Source organism: Pandoraea sp. PE-S2R-1 (assembly GCF_002179865.1).
GTDB lineage: Bacteria > Pseudomonadota > Gammaproteobacteria > Burkholderiales > Burkholderiaceae > Pandoraea.
In genome coordinates this window covers 1-371 of the sequence record NZ_NGUR01000176.1, presented here as the reverse complement: position 1 = coordinate 371, position 371 = coordinate 1, and the positions used below count along the sequence as shown (strand labels likewise).

Here is a 371-nt window from a genome sequence, read left to right as displayed (position 1 = left end):
CCGAAGCGCTCGCTGTCGCCCCCGACGGCGCTGAGCACGACGCGTTGCTCGCGCGTCTCAATACATTGCAGTCGTCGCTCGACGTCGCCGATGCCTGGCAAGTCAAGACGCGGGTCGAGACGACCGTCGCACAGCTCGGGCTCGACGGACATGCGCGCGTGGGCGCACTCTCCGGCGGGATGCAAAAGCGTGTTTCGCTTGCGCAGGCGTGGGTGGCCAAACCTGACGTTCTGCTGCTCGACGAACCGACCAACCACCTCGATTTCGAAGCGATCCGCTGGCTCGAAGAGCTGCTCATCGGCTATCGCGGCGCGCTGCTGTTCATCACTCACGATCGCAGTTTCCTCGACCGCGTTGCTACGCGCATCGTC

General features: G+C 64.7%; 1 protein-coding gene. It reads left to right on the top strand.

The annotated features are described in order from the left end of the window. Positions 1-371: ATP-binding cassette domain-containing protein (locus tag CDV44_RS27585; RefSeq protein ID WP_141118862.1), on the top strand; the 371-nt coding region annotated here is incomplete at both ends.